Origin of the sequence: Xanthobacter lutulentifluminis, assembly GCF_043194675.2 — a bacterium.
Classification (GTDB): Bacteria; Pseudomonadota; Alphaproteobacteria; order Rhizobiales; family Xanthobacteraceae; genus Xanthobacter.
The window spans coordinates 3126741-3141698 of record NZ_CM195525.1; the positions used below are offsets into that span (position 1 = coordinate 3126741).

The following is a 14958-nucleotide window of genomic DNA, read 5'->3' on the forward strand; positions in this document are numbered from 1 at the left end:
ATGGGAGCGGCCCTGACGGCGCTCGCCCGGCGCCTCCTCGCCCCCGCGTTCGTGCGCGGGGCGGCGCTGCTGGCGCTGACCTCCGCCTACATCGCCGGCGGCCTCGCCAAGGCGCTCGACCTGCCGGGCGCCGCCGCCGAGATGGCCCATTTCGGGCTCAAGCCCGCCACCGCCTTCGCGCTGGCGGTGATCGTGCTGGAGCTGGGCGCGCCGGTGCTGGTGCTGTCGGGCCGGCTGCGGTGGCTGGGGGCGCTCGCGCTCGCCGGCTTCACGGTGCTGGCCATGCTGCTCGCCAACCGCTTCTGGGAGATGGCGGGGGCGGAGCGCTTCGCCGCCACCAACGCCTTCTTCGAGCATCTCGGCCTCGCCGGCGCCTTCGTGCTCGTGGCGTGGCATGATCTTGCCGGCCGTGTTCCTGCCCACCGACCGGACGAGGAGGCCCCGTGAGCCACACCCACAGCCCATCCCCCGCCGGCGCGCCCGCGCCCGCCGCCCCCGCCGGCGCCTTCGCCCCTCTGCGCCGCACCACCTTCGCCGTGCTGTGGGCCGCCACCGTGCTCGGCAACACCGGCAGCTTCATGCGCGACGTGGCGAGCGCGTGGCTGGTGACGGACCTCTCCGCCTCACCTGCGGCGGTGGCCATGGTGCAGGCGGCGGCCATGCTGCCGGTGTTCCTGCTCGCCATCCCCGCCGGCGTGCTCTCCGACATCCTCGACCGGCGGCGCTTTCTCATCGTCATCCAGGCCGGACTGGCGCTGGTGAGCCTGTCGCTGCTGCTGCTGTCCTCTGCCGGCGCCATGACGGTGGCGTCGCTGGTGGCGCTCACCTTCCTCGGCGGCGTGGGGGCGGCGCTGGTGGCGCCCACCTGGCAGTCCATCGTGCCGGAGCTGGTGCCCCGCGCCGAGATGAAGAGCGCGGTGGCGCTCAACTCGCTGGGCGTCAACATCGCCCGCGCCATCGGGCCGGCGGCGGGCGGTGTGCTGCTGGCGGCGTTCGGCGCGGCGGTGACCTATGGCGCGGATGTGGCGAGCTATCTCCTCGTCATCGCCGCCCTGTGGTGGTGGCGGCGCGCCCCCGGCGCCGAGGATGCGCTCTCCGAGAGCTTCGCCGGCGCCTTCCGCGCCGGCCTGCGTTATGCCCGCTCCAGCCGCGAGCTGCATGTGGTGCTGCTGCGCGCTGCCTGCTTCTTCGCCTTCGCCAGCGCGGTCTGGGCGCTGCTGCCGCTGGTGGCGCGCGAGCTTCTGAAGGGCGACGCGGCCTATTACGGCCTCTTGCTCGGCTCGGTGGGGGCGGGCGCCATCCTCGGCGCGCTGCTGATGCCGCGCCTGCGCGGCCGGCTCGATGCGGACGGGATGGTGCTTGTGGCGGCGCTGGTGACGGCGGCGGCCACGGCGAGCCTTGCCCTTGCCCCGCCGCGTTGGGCGGCGGTGCCGATCCTGCTGGCCATGGGCGGGGCGTGGATCATCGCGCTGACGACGCTGAACGCCACCGCGCAGTCGATCCTGCCCAACTGGGTGCGGGGGCGGGCGCTGGCGGTCTATCTCACGGTGTTCAACGGCGCCATGGCGGCGGGCAGCATCACCTGGGGCATCGTCGCCCAGCAGATCGGCCTGTCCGCCGCGCTGGTGACGGCCGGGGCGGGGCTGGCGCTGGCGGGGCTGGCGCTGCACCGCATCCGCCTGCCGCAGGGGGAGGCGGACCTGACCCCCTCGCTCCACTGGCCCGAGCCGCTGCTCGCGCAGGACGTGGCGCAGGATCGCGGGCCGGTGCTGATCCTGGTGGAATACCGCGTGGCGCAGGAGGACCGGCCCGCCTTCCTCGATGCGCTCTGCCGCCTCTCGGCCGCCCGCCGCCGCGACGGCGCCTATGGCTGGGGCGTGACCGAGGATGCCGCCGATCCCGGGCTGCTGGTGGAATGGTTCCTGGTGGAATCCTGGGCCGAGCACCTGCGCCAGCACCGCCGCGTGTCCCACGCCGATGCGGATGTGCAGGCCGAGGCGCTGAAATGGCATCGCGGCGAGGGTCCGCCCCGGGTGCGCCACTGCATCGGCCTCTCCGCGCTGCCCTGAGGGCGGGGCTATTCGGGCGGGGCGGTCGAGGTCCAGCTGGTGGAGAAGATGCCGGGGTCGAGGCTGAGCTCGCCCACCAGATGCTCCACCAGCGTGTCTTCCTGCCGCGCCGAATAGACCATGGCCTCCACCTCCACCTTGCCGCTCTCCTTCAGGGCGTGGCTTTCCAGGCTGTGCAGGCGCAGCTTGTGCACGCTCATGGCCTCCAGCAGCCGGGCGCGGAAGGCGGCCTCGTCGCGCGCGGCGCAGGTGAGTTCGACGATGTAGAACCGCTCCGAGAGGTCGTCGGCGGGCGCGTAGCGCTCCACCAGCTGGCTGAGGCGCGGCGCCGCGGCGTTGATGAGCAGCACGAATACGCTCGCCTCCACCGCCTCCAGCAGGAAGCCATAGCCGGCGAGGGTGCCCACCGCGCCGGTGGCCCACACGGTCGCCGCCCCGGCGAGGCCGCGCACGTTCAGCCCGTCGCGCATGATGAGGCCGGCGCCGAGGAAGCCGATGCCCGTCACCACCTGCCCGCCCATGCGCACGTCGGCGGCCTCCTCGATCAGCACCGCCAGCGAGGTGAAGGCCGCCGCCCCCAGCGCCACCAGCGCGTGGGTGTTGAGCCCGGTGTGCCGCTGGCGCCACTGCCGCTCGATGCCGATGAGCATGCCCAGCACCAGCGCCACCGCGAGGTTGGGCGCGATGGACAGGGCGCCGGAACCGATGGGCGCGGACAGTGGCACGTGCGGGTCTCCTGCTGAGGGGCGGACCTCAGGAACACCAGCCGCGCCCGCGTTTCAAGCCCGGCCGCCGCGCCGGGGCCAAGGCCGCCGCCCCGTGGCGCGTGTCTCGCGGCCTGCGGTGGTCCGCCGGGAGCGGCCTAACCGGAGGGCGTCCCGACCGTGAGCGCCCCGCCATGCCCGCGGGCAACGCCACCGCTGCGGCGGCAGGGGCGCAATGGGGCTTCGCCGCCGCGCCGTGCTCGCCGCCCTGCCGCCCGATGCCCATGGCTCCACCCGCGCCCTCGCGCCCTTCCACCGCGTGCCGACCCGCCGCCGGCCGCGCGGGACGGGAGAGCGACGGCGGCCGAGCCCTCAGGCAGTCATCAGCGCGATCCACGCGGCGGCGAGCGCCATGCAGGCGAGGGTGACGGGCACGCCGGCGCGGGCGAATTCGCCGAACGAGATCTTCACCCCGCTCGCCGCCGCCTGCTCCACCACGATGATGCCGGCAAGGCTGCCGAACACGATGAGGTTGCTGGAAAAGCCGGTGCCCAGCGCCAGCGCCGCGCCGAGCGCATCGGCCTCGGGGCCCGGCTTCAGCAGCGGCACCAGCAGCATCACGGCCGGGTTGTTGCCCACGGCGTTGCTGAGCACGCCGGAGACCAGGAACAGGGACAGGGGCTGCGTCAGGTCGATGCCGGCGCCCCGCAGCCCCGCCAGGAGATGTTCCGGCAGGCCGGTGGCCGCCATGGCCGCGTTCACCACGAACAGGCCCATGATGAGCAGGAGCAGGTTGCCGTCCACGTGCTTCAGCATGTCCGACGAGGCGATGGTGCGGTTGATGAGCAGGAAGGCCGCCGCCGTCAGGGCCACCAGCTCGCGCGGCCACGGACTGGCGATGAAGGCGGCCACCACGGCGAGGGTGACGATGCCGGCCTTGGCCGTCTCCCACAGGTCGAGCGCGGGCGTCTCCCGCGCGGCTGTTCCTTGCGCGGCCGTTCCTTGCGCGGCCGTCGCCCGGCCGCCGGCGGGCTGCGCGGGTGAGGGCGCGAGGGTCCAGCGCCCGCGGTACATCAGGCACACGATGCCCCACACGATCGGCAGGGAGGCGAGCGCCGGCAGCCCGGCGGCGCCGAGGAAGCCGTTGAAGGACAGCCCCAGCCCCTGCGCCGCGATCATGTTCTGCGGGCTGCCGATGAGGGTGCCGGAGGAGCCGGTGTTGGCAGCGAAGCAGAAGGCCAGCAGGAACGGCACCGGATTGAGCCCGCGCGCCAGCGTCAGCGACACCAGCAGCGGCGTCATGGCCACCACCACCACGTCATTGGTGAGCAGCGCTGAGAGCAGGCCGCCCACCGCCACCAGCACGCCCAGCAGCGCCGGCGGGCCCACCTCGAGGGTGGCGACGCGCTGCGCGGTCCAGGCATAGAAGTTCGACACCACGAACGCAGCCGACACCACCATCAGCCCGAACAGCATGCCGATGGTGCGGTAGTCGATGGCGTCCCACGCGCCCTGCGCGCTGATGCCGCCCGCCGCCATCACCGCCAGGGCGCCGATCACCGCCGCGCCGGTGCGGTCCACCATGGTGCCCGGCAGCTTGCCGGCGCCCATGGCCACGTAGACCAGCACGAAGATGAGGAGGGTGATGTCCATGGGGCTTTGTCGTCCGGTTGCGGGGCGGGCGGTTGCGCGGGGGGCGGCGGGTGGAGCGTGCAGCCGGTGGCGCGCGCCGCCGCTGCTGCACCTGCGGCGCCCCGGCCGGGCAAGGTCTCCTCAGGCGCGGTTCAGGCGGCGGGACCTGCGGCGGCGGCGTGGTACTCGCGGCGGATCTCGTCGAGGTCGACGGTGGGGGCGGGCAGCTTCAGGTCCATGTCCTCCAGCGTCCTTCCGATGATGCTCGAGACCGCGAGATTGCGGAACCACTTGTGGTTGGAGGGAATGACATACCACGGGGCGTGATGCGTGGAGCATTTCTCCAGCATGTCCTCGTAGGCCTCCGCATACTGGTTCCAGCAGGCGCGCTCCCTGTAGTCGGCGGCGCTGATCTTCCATTGCCGGGCGGGGTCGTCCAGCCGCTGGCGGAAGCGGGCGAGCTGCTCCTGCGGCGTGATGTAGAGGAAGAACTTGAGGATGGTGACGCCGCTTTCCGTCAGCAGCTTCTCGAACTCGTTGATGCGGTCGTAGCGCTTCGACCAGACCTCCCGCGGCACCAGGTCGTGCACCCGCACCACCAGCACGTCCTCGTAGTGCGAGCGGTTGAACACCGCCACCTGCCCGAGGCCGGGGGCGTGGGGGTGCACGCGCCAGAGGAAATCGTGCAGGCGCTCCTCCTCGGTGGGCTGCCTGAAGCCGGTGACGGAGGTGCCCTGCGGGTTCATCGCCGCCACCACATGCCAGCAGGTGCCGTCCTTGCCGGCGGCGTCGATGCCCTGCAGCACCACCAGGAGGGCGTGCTTCTTCTCGCCGTACATGCGCTGCTGCAGCTCGGCGAGGCGGGCGGCGTTCCGCGCCAGATCCTCTTTGGCATGGTCGCCGGAGGCGTAGTCGCCGTGAAAGGCGGCGTCCACGTCCTTCAGCTTCACGCGGCTGCCGGGCTCGACCACGAGCTTCCTGCGCAGGTCCATCGCACCCTCCCTCCCGCCGGTGCCGCCGCCGGATGGCGGGGCCGCCATCTTGCCCCGGAGCGCGGCCGGCTGCGTTGACATAAGCGGGAGCGCGGGCAGGGAAGCGCGGCGAGGGGCGCCGGGGAGAAAATTGCCCGCGCCCCGGCCGGGCTGGTTCGGAAGCGGAGGGCCGGGCGGGCGCCGGCGGAAGCGGCGGCGTGACCAATGGCGCAGGGGAAGCGCGGCGAGGAGCGCTGGCTGGGAGGAGCGCCGGGTGGGAAGGGCACCGGGCGGCAGGGCGCCGGGCGGGGACGGGCGCCGCGCGGCGGCGCGCGCGAGTGCCGGTGGCCGCGCGCATCCCCCGCCGCGCGCGGCCACCGGAGCCTGCCGCGGCGCGCGCCGGGCAGGAAGCGTCCCCCGCGGGCGACGGGAAGGGGCGGGCGGCCGGAAGGCGCGCCCGGCCGCTCACTGCACCGCGTTGATGGCGAGGCCTTCCACGTAGGTCAGCTTGGCGACGGCGCCGGGCTGCAGCTTCTGGAGGCTGGCGAGCACCTCGCCGTTGCCGGCCTTCAGGGTGCGCAGGTAGCCGTCCGGGCCGGGGAAGCTGACGGTGCCGGCAGCGGCATCCACCGACACCACCGGCGCGGCGAGGGTGATCTCGCGCACGCCGAAGCCCTCGGGCAGGCCGGGCAGGCCGGCGTCCACCACCACCTCGTTGAGCACGTCGCCGGACTTGCCCTTGTCGGGCTTGGCGACGGCGGTCACCACGCCCGGCAGCTTGCGGATCAGCAGGTTCTGGCCGACGCGGAAATAGGAGAGGTCGCCCACCAGCGGCGGGGCGATCACGGCCCAGCGCTCGCCCGAGGGGGTCTCCAGCACCACGCGGCGGGTGGCGGGATCGGCCGAGACGAACCGGACCTTGTAGGAGAGGATCGACGCGGTGCCGACGCCGGGCAGCGTCACCACGTCCACGGCGGCCGGCTTCGGCTGGGCCGATGCGGGGGCGGCGGCGGCAAGGCAGGCCGCGACGGCCGCCAGCTGGAGCATGCGCTTGGTCATGATCTTCATCTTTCCGGGAAAGCCGGCGGATTGCCGGACGGTTTTCGGGAGGTGTGCAGGAGCGGGCTGTCGCCGGGGCGGCGGCGGAGGCCGTCGCCCTCAGGGCATCCTGTTGCGGCGCCGTCCGCCGGGACGGGCGCGGGTTCGTGAGGCCGGGCGCCGGGCCGGCGCGGCGGTCAGACCGCGGTGACGGACGGAATGGTCCAGCTGCCGTCGAGGATCGACGGCTTCTTCGGGTTCGGCCAGTACAGGCGCATCATGAGCACGAACGTGCCGGCGGGCGCCGGCAGCCAGTTGGATTCCTTGTCCGCGCCGGGCGACGCGTGCTGGATGTAGAGATCCACCGAGCCGTCGGGGTTCTTCTTCAGATCCTGTCGCGCGCTGATGGAATAGCGGTTGATGGGATTGGCGACGAAGAAATAGTTCTCGTCGTACATGGTCACAGACCAGAACCCCTTGACCGGCGGCAGCTGGCCCTTGGGGAAGTGCATCACATACGTGTTGGCGCCGTCGTACTTGCGGGCGAGCACGCCGCCGCCGGACTTCGGCGAGGTGGGATAGACCGCGTCCTCGGGCCGGTTGGCGCCGAGGCCGATGGCCGCGATCAGCGCGCGCTGGATGTAGTCGGTGCCGTAGAGGCCGGTCTTCGTGGTGAAGCGCCAGCCGTTCACGTTCTTGATTTCCGGCCCGGTGACGAAATGCAGCATGATGCGGTCGAAGCTGAATTTCGGCACCTTGTTGAGGATCGCCGGGTCGGCGGCCTTCGGGTCGAAGTCCTTGCCGGGCACGACGCCGATCTGCGCCAGCCTGGGCAGGATGGGCGCATCCGCCGCGGCGGGCGGGTTGGTCTTCAGCAGCTGCGCGAGCAGGGTGAAGTATTCGACGCCGCTCAGCGCGTTCACCTGGTCGCGCACCGCCGTCTTCATGTCGATGGCTGGGCTCACCTGGCCGGCGGGGGCGGTGTAGTCCTTGCCCCAGGCGCTGAGGGGATAGAGCTTGCAGGCATCCTGCAGGGCATGCACCGCGGCATAGTCCTCGGGCGTGCCGGTGCAGTAGATGCGGCCGAGCAGCCAGACCATGGCGGTGGGGGACTTGTATTCCACCACGCCGGCGGGCAGCGTGCCCTTCCAGCCGGGGCCGGTGATGGCATAGGTCTGGGCGCCGGTGCCGGTGGTGCGGGTGCCGGGCACCTGGAACACGTTGGTCCAGCCGTCGAGCATGGGGAACAGGAAGTAGCGCCCCTTCATGTCCGGCAGGCCGACGATCCACGGCTCCTTGCCCACGTCGACCCACGCGGTGGTGTAGAGCGTGTCGGCGTTTGGGGCGGTCACGTCGCGGAAGCTGGCATCGGGGTAGCTGCGCATGCGCACGAACTGCCCCATGGGGGCGCGGGAGCCTTCCGCGGATGCGACATTGGTCATCACCCGCCGGGTCATCTCCATGGTCACCAGGGCATAGCCGTAGATGTAGGCCTCGGAGGCCGCGCGCAGGTCCTCCACATCGGAAGCCAGCTCATGGATGAGGCCTTCCGCAGAGGCGCTTCCGAGCGCCGTGCCGGCGCCGAGAAGGCCGAGCCCGGCCGAGACCGAGCGCCTGGAAATCTTCATCATCATTTCCTCCCCTGACGACATCCCCCGGGAGCCCCGAATCGTCGGTCGTGCAGCGCGGCGGGATGCTATAGAAGTCGCCCGTTCAGCGTTTATCTTTGCGCGACATCATGTGGGGCACGATGCAGCCGGAGAGCGTTCCTTTGCAACGGGCAGCGGGGCTCGCCGGGGCGCCGGCCCTGCTGCGGGAGCTGGGCGGCGATCCGGGCGCGGCCTGCGCAGGCCTGTCGTTCACCCCCGAGACCCTGGAGCCGGATTCCCGCATTCCGTTCAGCGAGGCCCTGCAATTGCTGGCCAATTGCGCGCGGCTGAGCGGGCATCCGCACTTCGGCCTGCTGCTGGGCGCGCGCTACGATCACCGCTCGCTGGGGCCGGTGGGCGCGCTGATGCACGCGAGCCCAACCCTGGGCGAGGCGGTCCGCGCCTATGTCCCGCTGCAGATCGGGCTGTCGCGCGGGGCGACCGTCTATGCCTATCCGGTGGGGGAGGCGGTCACCCTCGGCTTCGGCATCTATGCGCGGCACCATCCCGGCGCGCGCCATGCCTATGGCCTGACCATGGCGGTGGCGGTCAATCTCGTGCGGACGCTGACGGGCGGGCGCGCCAGCGTGTCGGAGGTGCTGTTGTGCCACCGCGCGCCGGCCGATCCCGCCGCGTTCGAGGCCATTCTGAAGGCGCCGGTGCGGTTCGATCAGTACCAGTCCTGCGTGGTGCTGCCCCGGTCCGACCTGAAGCTCGCTAACCCGCACGCCGACGCGGCCCGGCATGAGGCGCTGTCACGGCAGGTCGCGGCGATGATGCGGGTCGATCCGGCCGATCCGGTCGCAGTATTGATGCACCGCCTGAAGCCGCTCCTGATGCAGGACGCCTATTCCCTCGCGGCGGTGGCGCAGCGGCTGGAGATGCATCCGCGCATGCTGAACCGCAGGCTGCTGGAGGCCGGCACCTCATTCGTCGCCATCCGCGACGAGGTGCGGGCGCGGGCCGCCCAGGAGCTGCTCGCCCTCACCGACCTGCCGGTGGGCGAGATCGCCGCCGCGCTGTCCTTCTCCGCCCACAGCAATTTCGTGCGGGCATTCCGGCGCTGGATCGGCACGACGCCGAGCGCCTGGCGGGTCGCGGCCGCCGGCAGGCCCGACTGAGGGGCGCGCGAAGGCGCGGGCCGGCGCGGTCTCAGGCGGTCGCCGGCGGCTGACGGCTGGTGGGCGCGCACGCATCCGCCCCCACCGCCGTTACCCATTCCTGCACCCGCCAGCGCGAGACGAGCCCGCCGGTCACATAGGGGTCGGCGCGGGCGAACGCCTCCGCCACCTCGGGTCCGGGCGCGCGGAACAGCAGGATGCCGCCGTCCGCCGGCCCGGCGAGCGCGCCGGCGAGGACCAGATCGCCCCGGTCGCTGGCCGCCCACGCATGGTCGAGGTGCACCTGCCGCAGCGGCGCGCGGCGCGCCGCGAAATCCGGCGCGAGGTCATAGAACAGGAGATAGTGGCGCATGGGGTCTCGCGCGGCGGGCGGGGCCGGTTAGCGGGGGGCGGACGGGCGGGGCTGCGGGGCGGTCCGCGTCAGGCGAAGGTGACGAAGCTGTCCAGCGGCTCGCGCTCGGTGACGAAGCCGTTCACCGGCGCCGACCAGTCGGCGTAGCCGAGCGACATGCCGCACACCACCAGCTGCTCCGGCGCAATGCCGAGCGCCGGCCGCAAGATTGCGTGATAGGCCGCGAACGCCTGCTGCGGGCAGGTCTCCAGCCCCACCCCCCGCGCCGCCAGCATCACCGACTGGAGGAACATGCCGTAGTCGAGCCAGCTGCCCACCGGCAGGTCCCGGTCGATGGTGAAGATCAGCCCCACCGGGGCATCGAAGAACAGGTAGTTCCGGCGCAGCTGGCGCGCCATGCCGGCCTTGTCGTCGCGGGTGATGCCGAGCAGGGAGTAGAGCCCCCATCCGGTCTTGCGGCGGCGGGCGAGGAACGGCTCGCGCCAGGGCGCGGGATAATACTGGTACTCGTCCGCGCCGAAGTCGCCGGCATCGAAGGCGGCGAGCATCTCGCCCTCGATCTGCGCCTTGCGCGCGCCGGTGACGACGTGGACACGCCAGGGCTGGATGTTGGAGCCGCTGGGCGCGCGCCCGGCGGTGGCGAGCACCTGCTCGACCAGCGGGCGCGGCACCGGGTCCGGCCGGAAGGCGCGGATGCTGCGGCGCCCCTCGATGGCCTCGGCGACGCCGAGGCGGGGCGTCGTGCCGGCGTCGGTCATGGAACGCGTCTCCTATGTCGCCGCATCGGTTGCGGGGCGGGTGGCCACGAGGGCGCTGAGCGAGAAGGTCAGGATGATCTCCCCGTCCTGGTCGCGGGTGGTCAGGTCGATCCGCACGATGCCGCGGCCGGGCTTGGTGGAGGCCCGCACCTCGCCGAACGCGTATTCCACCTGGATCGTCGCGCCCGGCATGAGCGGGCGGTGGAAGCGGATGCGGTCGATGCCGAGGCCGGCGAGGGCCGTGCCCTTGAGCAGCCCGTGGTCGAAGTAGAGCCGGTAGCTGAGCATCAGCGTATGCAGGCCGCTGCCCACCAGCGCGCCGAACACGCTCTCCTGCGCGGCGATGGAATCCACATGGAACGGCTGGGCGTCCCACTCCATCGCGAAGCGGATGATCGCGTCCTCGGTGACGGTGAAGCGCGCAGTCTTGTACTGCGCGCCCTGCCGAAGCTCGTCGAAATAAAGCCCACACTGCATCGCTAGCCGATCTCCACGAGGGCGATCTCCCCGCCCACGGGTACAACGTCACCTTCAACGGCCAGCTTTTTCAACAGTTTTCCCGCGGCGGGCGAGGTCACCTCGAAGGTGGCCTTGTCGCCCTCCACGGTGGCGATCGTCTCCTCGGCGGCGACAGCGTCGCCCTCCTGCTTCTCCCAGGTCGAGAGGGTCACCTCCTCGACGGTCAGCCCCACCTTCGGAACCTTCACCCGGATCTTCATCTCTCGTTCCCTAGTTTCCGGTGTAGCGGGGCGGGCGCTTCTCGAGAAAGGCGCTCATCCCCTCCTTCTGGTCGGCGCTGGCGAACAGGCGCACGAATTCCTGCAGCTCGTATTCGAGCGCCACGTCGAAGCTCGCCTCGGCGCCGGTGTTGACGGTGGCCTTCGCGGCGCCGAGCGCGAGCGGCGCCATCTGCGACAGCTCCTCGCACAGGGCGGCGGTCTCGGCCTCCAGCCGGTCCTCGGCGACGCAGCGGTTGGCCAGCTGCCACTCCACGGCTTCCGGGCCGGGCAGCAGGCGGCCGAGCATCAGCAGCTCCTTGGCGCGCAGCCGCCCGACCCAGCGGGTGAGCCGCACGCCGGCCCCCGCGCCGGGGATCACGCCGATCCTGATCTCGCTGAGGCCGAACCGCGCCGAGGGGGTGCAGACGACGAAGTCGCAGGCCAGCGACAGCTCGGTGCCGCCGCCGGTGGCCCAGCCCCGCACGGCGGCGATCACCGGCTTGCGGCACGCCTCGATGCGGCGGAATAGGTCCAGCCAGTCGCGGTTGTAGCCCAGCACCTCGTTGGGGCCGAAGCCGCGCAGCTCGCTGATGTCGGCGCCGGCGGTGAAGGCGCGCTCGCCGGACCCGGTGAACACGAGGGTGCGCACCTGCGGCGCGTCGCCTGCCTCCACCACCGCCGCGATGCATTCGCGGATGCACTGGCGGTTCATGGCGTTCAGCACCCGCGGGCGGTTGAGGGTGATCCAGCGGGCGGCGCCGCGATCCTCGACGGTGATGGTCTCGAACGCCATCATGCCGGCTCCAGCATGGCCGCCACCGCCTGCGCGATGCGCTCGGGCGAGGGCAGGTAGAGCGCTTCCAGCGCCGGGGTGAACGGGCTCGGCGCGAATGGCGGCGTGACGCGGCGCGGCGGCGCCTTGAGCGGCACGCCCGCCTCGCTCACCGCGGCGATCACCTCCGCCCCGAGGCCGAAGAAGCCGTGCGCCTCGTGCACCACGCACAGGCGCCCGGTGCGTCGCACCGAGGTGATCACCGTGGCCATGTCCAGCGGGCTGACGGAGCGCGGATCGATCACCTCCGCCTCGATCCCCTCCGCGGCGAGCAGGGCGGCGGCCTTCAGCCCCGCCTGCACCATCTGCCCGACGCAGAGCAGCGTCACGTCGCGGCCTGAGCGCTTCACCTCCGCGACGCCGAGCGGGACCAGATGCTCGCTGCCCGCATCCGGCACCTCGCCGGTGGTGCCGATGAGCTTCTTGGAGAGCAGGCAGATCACCGGATTGTCGTCGCGGATGCCCGACTTGATGAGGCCGAGCACGTCCGCCGGCGTGGCGGGCTGCACCACCTTCAGGCCGGGCACGTGGGCGAACCACGCGGCGAGGCTCTGGGAGTGCTGCGGCCCGGCGTTCACGCCGCCGCCGCCGAAGGTGTAGAGCAGGAGCGGGATGGAAACCTGCCCGCCGAGCATGTAGCGCAGCTTGGCCGCCTGGTTCACCAGCGGGTCCATGCAGGCGGTCACGAAGTCCTCGAAGCCGATCTCCACCACCGGCCGCAGGCCGGTCATGGCGGCGCCGACGGCGGCCGAGACGAAGCCGTTCTCGGCGATGGGCGTGTCGCGCACGCGGCTGGCGCCGAAGGCGGCGTGAAGGCCGCGCGTCTGGGCGAAGATGCCGCCGCTCTCGCCCACGTCCTCGCCCATGAGGATGACGCGCTCGTCGCGCTCCATCTCCTCGCGCAGGGCGCGGGTGAGCGCCTGGTAATACTTGGTCTTGGCCACCTCAAGCCTCCGCGTAGACGTCTTCGGTGAGGGCCGAGGCGGGCGGGCTCTGCAGCCCCGCCGCCCAGGCGGCAGCGTCGTCGATGCGCGCGCGCGCCCGGCTCTCGATGTCGTCGAGCTCCCGCGCCTTCAGGCCGAGCGCCTCGCCCGCCTGCTGCCGCGCGCGGCGGATGGGGTCGAAGGTCTCGGCGCGGGCACGGTCGGTGTCCGACTTGTAGGCCTGCGGGTCGCCCTCGTAGTGGCCGTGCCAGCGGAAGGTCTTGGCCTCCACCAGCGCCGGCCCGCCGCCGCGCCGGGCGCGGTCCACCGCCTGCTTCACCGCGGCGTAGACGGCGAACACGTCCTCCCCGTCCACGGTGATGCCGGGAAAGCCGTAGGCGGCCGCGCGCTCGGCCACGTCGGGCACGCTCACATGGGTGCCGAACGGCGAGAGCTCGGCGAACATGTTGGCCTCGCAGAAGAAGATGATGGGCAGCTTCCAGATGGCCGCCATGTTCATCGCCTCGTGGGCGATGCCGGCACCGGAGGCGCCCTCGCCGAAGAAGGCGATGACCACGGTGTCGCGGCCCTTCACCTGCGCCGACAGCGCCGCGCCGATGCCGAGGCCCATGGACTGGCCGACGATGCCGTTGGCGCCCAGCACGCCGGCCGACACGTCGGCGATGTGCATGGAGCCGCCGCGCCCCTTGCCGTAGCCCTGCGCCTTGGCGAACAGCTCCGCCATCATGCGCGCAGGGTCCGCGCCCTTGGCGAGGCAATGGCCGTGCCCGCGATGGGTGCTGGTGATGTAGTCGCCCGGCTCCAGCGTGGCGCAGGCGCCGGCGGCGCACGCCTCCTGGCCCAGCGAGAGATGGATGAAGCCGGGCAGTTCGCCCTGCTTGTAGCGTTCGCTGGCGACCTCCTCGAAGCGCCGGATCTCGCACATGGTGCGGTACAGGCGCCGGGCGACCTCGGCGGGGATGCCGGCGTCCTGGGCGCCGGGCACGGAAGCGGTGAGCGCGCGGGACTTCATGTCAGCACCCGAGCGCGCGGGCGACGAGGATCTGCTGGATCTCGTTGGTGCCCTCGCCGATGGCGAGGATCTGCGCCTCCCGGTAGAGGCGGTTGACGCGATATTCGTGCATGAAGCCGTAGCCCCCGTGGATCTGGTAGGCCTCGGCCGCGGCCTCGATGGCGAGGCGCGTGCCCACCAGCTTCAGCATGGCGGCCTCGGTGTGGCAGTCCTGCCGCTCGGCGTGCATCCAGGCGACGCGGCGGGCGAAGCTGCGCACCGCCTCGGCGTGGGCGGCCATGTCGGCGAGCTTGGCCTGGGTGAGCTGGAAGGTGCTGAGCGGCTTGCCGAACTGCTTGCGCTCCTTGGCGTAGGCCAGCGCCTCGTCGAGGCAGGCCTGGATCAGCGCGCCGCCCAGCGTGCCGAACACGATGCGCCCGAGATTGAGCCCGCCCAGCGCCTGCTTCAGCCCCTCGCCCTCGATGCCGAGCAGGCACTCGTTGGGCAGGCGGACGTCGTTGAACACGAGCTCGCGGTTGTCCATGCCGTGCCAGGCCATCTTGTCGAACGACTGGCCGAGCTCGTAGCCCGGCGTGCCCGCGGGCAGGATGAAGGAGGAGATGGCCTTGCGCCCGTTGGCGCGCTCGCCGGTCACCGCCATCACCACGGTGCCGTCGCTGATCCTGGTGCCGGCGTTGGAGATGAAGATCTTGTCGCCGTTGAGGAGCCAGCCCGCGTTGGAATCGCGCACCGCGCGGGTGCGCATGCCGGCGGTGTCGGAGCCGGCGCCGGATTCCGTCAGCGCGATGGCGCCGAGCTTCTCGCCGCGGGCGAAGTGCGGGAGCCACTTGGCCTTCTGCTCGGCCGAGCCGAGCTGCACGTACATGTTGGCCACCAGCACATGCACCTGCCAGATCAGCGCGAAGGTCTGGCTGACGCGGCCCACCTCCTCCATGGCCAGGATGTAGGTGAGGGAATCGAGGCCGCTGCCGCCGAACTCCTCGGGGATGAGGATGCCGGCCATGCCGAGATCGCTCCAGCGGGCCCAGACGTCGTAGGGAAACTCGTGGTCGGCGTCCATCTGCTCCTGGGCCCGCGCCACCTGCGTTTCCGCGAAGTCCCGCACCATCGAGCGGAGCTCCCGCTGCTCTTCGCTGAGAGCGAATTCCATTGCCTGC

At 72.0% G+C, this 14958-nt stretch carries 16 protein-coding genes; 3 read left to right on the plus strand and 13 right to left on the minus strand.

Annotated elements, in window-relative coordinates; translation table 11 throughout:
* Positions 1–447, plus strand: coding sequence for a DoxX family protein (locus tag V5F49_RS14400; RefSeq protein WP_394116958.1), 447 nt, complete (start codon positions 1–3; stop codon positions 445–447).
* Positions 444–2069 carry an MFS transporter gene (locus V5F49_RS14405; protein ID WP_394116959.1) on the plus strand — a complete coding sequence of 542 codons (1626 nt, stop codon included), beginning with the start codon at positions 444–446 and terminating at the stop codon, positions 2067–2069. Before V5F49_RS14400 ends, V5F49_RS14405 begins: the two co-directional genes overlap by 4 nt.
* Positions 2070–2077: 8 nt before the next feature.
* On the opposite strand, the gene V5F49_RS14410 is transcribed toward V5F49_RS14405, so the two are convergent.
* The 5 genes from V5F49_RS14410 to V5F49_RS14430 all read right to left on the minus strand — a co-directional run bounded on the left by V5F49_RS14410 (position 2078) and on the right by V5F49_RS14430 (position 8042).
* The gene (locus tag V5F49_RS14410; RefSeq protein WP_394116960.1) at positions 2078–2794 is read right to left on the minus strand and encodes an MgtC/SapB family protein; all 717 of its coding nucleotides are present in this window, start codon (positions 2792–2794) and stop codon (positions 2078–2080) included.
* A gap of 351 nt (positions 2795–3145) precedes the next feature.
* Positions 3146–4426, minus strand: coding sequence for an ArsB/NhaD family transporter (locus V5F49_RS14415; protein WP_394116961.1), 1281 nt, complete (start codon positions 4424–4426; stop codon positions 3146–3148).
* Between the two features lie 131 nt (positions 4427–4557).
* Entirely contained in the window at positions 4558–5397 is an 840-nt protein-coding gene (locus V5F49_RS14420; RefSeq protein ID WP_394116962.1) for a polyphosphate kinase 2 family protein, read from the minus strand.
* 444 nt (positions 5398–5841) lie between these two features.
* Positions 5842–6435 (minus strand): hypothetical protein, encoded by a 594-nt coding sequence (locus V5F49_RS14425; protein ID WP_394116963.1) that lies wholly within the window; start codon positions 6433–6435, stop codon positions 5842–5844.
* A gap of 176 nt (positions 6436–6611) precedes the next feature.
* Positions 6612–8042: a DUF1254 domain-containing protein gene (locus V5F49_RS14430; RefSeq protein WP_394116964.1), complete on the minus strand. Its 1431-nt coding sequence runs from the start codon at positions 8040–8042 to the stop codon at positions 6612–6614.
* Positions 8043–8185: 143 nt separating this feature from the next.
* On the opposite strand from V5F49_RS14430, the gene V5F49_RS14435 reads away from it, so the two are divergent.
* Entirely contained in the window at positions 8186–9184 is a 999-nt protein-coding gene (locus tag V5F49_RS14435; protein ID WP_394116965.1) for an AraC family transcriptional regulator, read from the plus strand.
* A gap of 31 nt (positions 9185–9215) precedes the next feature.
* Here V5F49_RS14435 and V5F49_RS14440 read toward each other — a convergent pair whose 3' ends face one another.
* The 8 genes from V5F49_RS14440 to V5F49_RS14475 all read right to left on the minus strand — a co-directional run bounded on the left by V5F49_RS14440 (position 9216) and on the right by V5F49_RS14475 (position 14951).
* Positions 9216–9536, minus strand: a complete 321-nt coding sequence (locus V5F49_RS14440; RefSeq protein ID WP_394116966.1) for a YciI-like protein — start codon at positions 9534–9536, stop codon at positions 9216–9218.
* A 68-nt stretch (positions 9537–9604) separates the two neighbouring features.
* Positions 9605–10294 (minus strand): nitroreductase, encoded by a 690-nt coding sequence (locus V5F49_RS14445; RefSeq protein ID WP_394116967.1) that lies wholly within the window; start codon positions 10292–10294, stop codon positions 9605–9607.
* 12 nt (positions 10295–10306) lie between these two features.
* Positions 10307–10771 (minus strand): MaoC/PaaZ C-terminal domain-containing protein, encoded by a 465-nt coding sequence (locus tag V5F49_RS14450; RefSeq protein ID WP_394116968.1) that lies wholly within the window; start codon positions 10769–10771, stop codon positions 10307–10309.
* Positions 10772–10773: 2 nt separating this feature from the next.
* Complete coding sequence (locus V5F49_RS14455) at positions 10774–11001, minus strand: biotin/lipoyl-containing protein (RefSeq protein ID WP_509210696.1); 228 nt, start codon at positions 10999–11001, stop codon at positions 10774–10776.
* A gap of 22 nt (positions 11002–11023) precedes the next feature.
* Positions 11024–11809: an enoyl-CoA hydratase/isomerase family protein gene (locus V5F49_RS14460; RefSeq protein WP_394116970.1), complete on the minus strand. Its 786-nt coding sequence runs from the start codon at positions 11807–11809 to the stop codon at positions 11024–11026.
* Positions 11806–12789, minus strand: coding sequence for an alpha-ketoacid dehydrogenase subunit beta (locus V5F49_RS14465; RefSeq protein WP_394116971.1), 984 nt, complete (start codon positions 12787–12789; stop codon positions 11806–11808). The genes V5F49_RS14460 and V5F49_RS14465 overlap by 4 nt, the downstream gene beginning before the upstream one ends.
* Position 12790: 1 nt before the next feature.
* Positions 12791–13801, minus strand: a complete 1011-nt coding sequence (locus V5F49_RS14470) for a thiamine pyrophosphate-dependent dehydrogenase E1 component subunit alpha (RefSeq protein WP_394116972.1) — start codon at positions 13799–13801, stop codon at positions 12791–12793.
* A gap of 1 nt (position 13802) precedes the next feature.
* The gene (locus V5F49_RS14475; protein WP_394116973.1) at positions 13803–14951 is read right to left on the minus strand and encodes an acyl-CoA dehydrogenase family protein; all 1149 of its coding nucleotides are present in this window, start codon (positions 14949–14951) and stop codon (positions 13803–13805) included.
* Positions 14952–14958: the final 7 nt, after the last annotated feature.

Coding starts and splice junctions, on each gene's coding strand:
- V5F49_RS14400 (WP_394116958.1), top strand. CDS start 1: ATGGGAGCGGCCCTGACGGCGCTCGCCCGGCGCCTCCTCGCCCCCGCG.
- V5F49_RS14415 (WP_394116961.1), bottom strand. CDS start 4,426: ATGGACATCACCCTCCTCATCTTCGTGCTGGTCTACGTGGCCATGGGC.
- V5F49_RS14420 (WP_394116962.1), bottom strand. CDS start 5,397: ATGGACCTGCGCAGGAAGCTCGTGGTCGAGCCCGGCAGCCGCGTGAAG.
- V5F49_RS14425 (WP_394116963.1), bottom strand. CDS start 6,435: ATGACCAAGCGCATGCTCCAGCTGGCGGCCGTCGCGGCCTGCCTTGCC.
- V5F49_RS14430 (WP_394116964.1), bottom strand. CDS start 8,042: ATGAAGATTTCCAGGCGCTCGGTCTCGGCCGGGCTCGGCCTTCTCGGC.
- V5F49_RS14440 (WP_394116966.1), bottom strand. CDS start 9,536: ATGCGCCACTATCTCCTGTTCTATGACCTCGCGCCGGATTTCGCGGCG.
- V5F49_RS14445 (WP_394116967.1), bottom strand. CDS start 10,294: ATGACCGACGCCGGCACGACGCCCCGCCTCGGCGTCGCCGAGGCCATC.
- V5F49_RS14450 (WP_394116968.1), bottom strand. CDS start 10,771: ATGCAGTGTGGGCTTTATTTCGACGAGCTTCGGCAGGGCGCGCAGTAC.
- V5F49_RS14460 (WP_394116970.1), bottom strand. CDS start 11,809: ATGATGGCGTTCGAGACCATCACCGTCGAGGATCGCGGCGCCGCCCGC.
- V5F49_RS14470 (WP_394116972.1), bottom strand. CDS start 13,801: ATGAAGTCCCGCGCGCTCACCGCTTCCGTGCCCGGCGCCCAGGACGCC.
- V5F49_RS14475 (WP_394116973.1), bottom strand. CDS start 14,951: ATGGAATTCGCTCTCAGCGAAGAGCAGCGGGAGCTCCGCTCGATGGTG.